Below are 907 nucleotides of genomic sequence, written 5' to 3'. Positions count from 1 at the left end.
TAGCCTTTTGATGCGGATTAATGCGAAGGCAGGTCTGGCTCCTGTACAAGTAGACGCAGATTTATTCAAATTAATCGCCATTGGCAGAGACTATTCTTTGCGTTCAGACGCTAGTTTGAATATTGCAATCGGACCTTTAATCAAGCTGTGGCAGGTTGGTTTTAAGGGCGCTAATTTACCAAGTGAAGCGGCTATTCAAGACCGGTTAGCCCTTACTCACCCTGCAGACATTATTTTAGATGATGCGAAACAAACAGTTTACTTAGCGAAACAAGGAATGGAAATTGACTTGGGGGCAGTTGCTAAGGGATATTTTGCTGACTTAATCAAAGATTATTTCCATGAGCAAGGTGTCCAATCAGGCATGATTAACTTGGGCGGGAATGTATTACTAGTCGGCGCACATCTTGAAAATCCTGGTGGTTTTTGGCGAGTTGGGGTCCAAGATCCTGACCAAAGTCGCAACCATTTACGCGGGATTATCCAATTTCAAGATGGATCGGTGGTGACTTCTGGTATTTATGAGCGGCATTTTGAATACCAAGGCAAAACCTACCACCATATTTTTGATTCGCAAACGGGTTATCCGGTAGCCAATGACCTGGCGGGCTTGACCATCGTCTCTAAGTCTTCCTTGGTTGGGGAGATTTACACGTCTTTATATTTTAATTTAACCAGTCAAGATTTATTGGCGAAATTATCTGCTATTAGCGGGGTGGAAGCGGTCATTATCACAAGAGACGGGGAAGTTGTATTGACCGAGGGGATTAAACCCTTTTACACACAGGTTAATGAAGTTGAAAGTCCCTATTATTAATTTGTGATTCAAGAGAAGTCTAGTAAAATGGACTTCTTTTTTTATTACAGTCTTGTCAGCGTGGGGGGCGGTAACTCTTTTTCAAAAGGT

General features: G+C 42.4%; 1 protein-coding gene. It reads left to right on the top strand.

Going from position 1 to position 907, the window contains the following annotated elements; all coding sequences use genetic code 11:
- Positions 1-817, top strand: an 817-nt coding sequence (locus ACRCJ0_RS15965; protein WP_431391154.1) for an FAD:protein FMN transferase, incomplete at its 5' end; no start/stop codon positions are given.
- Positions 818-907 lie beyond the last annotated feature (90 nt).

Source organism: Aerococcus sp. L_32 (assembly GCF_050689315.1).
Note: the sequence above shows the minus strand (reverse complement) of the source record. Positions and strands in the feature narration are given on the sequence as shown.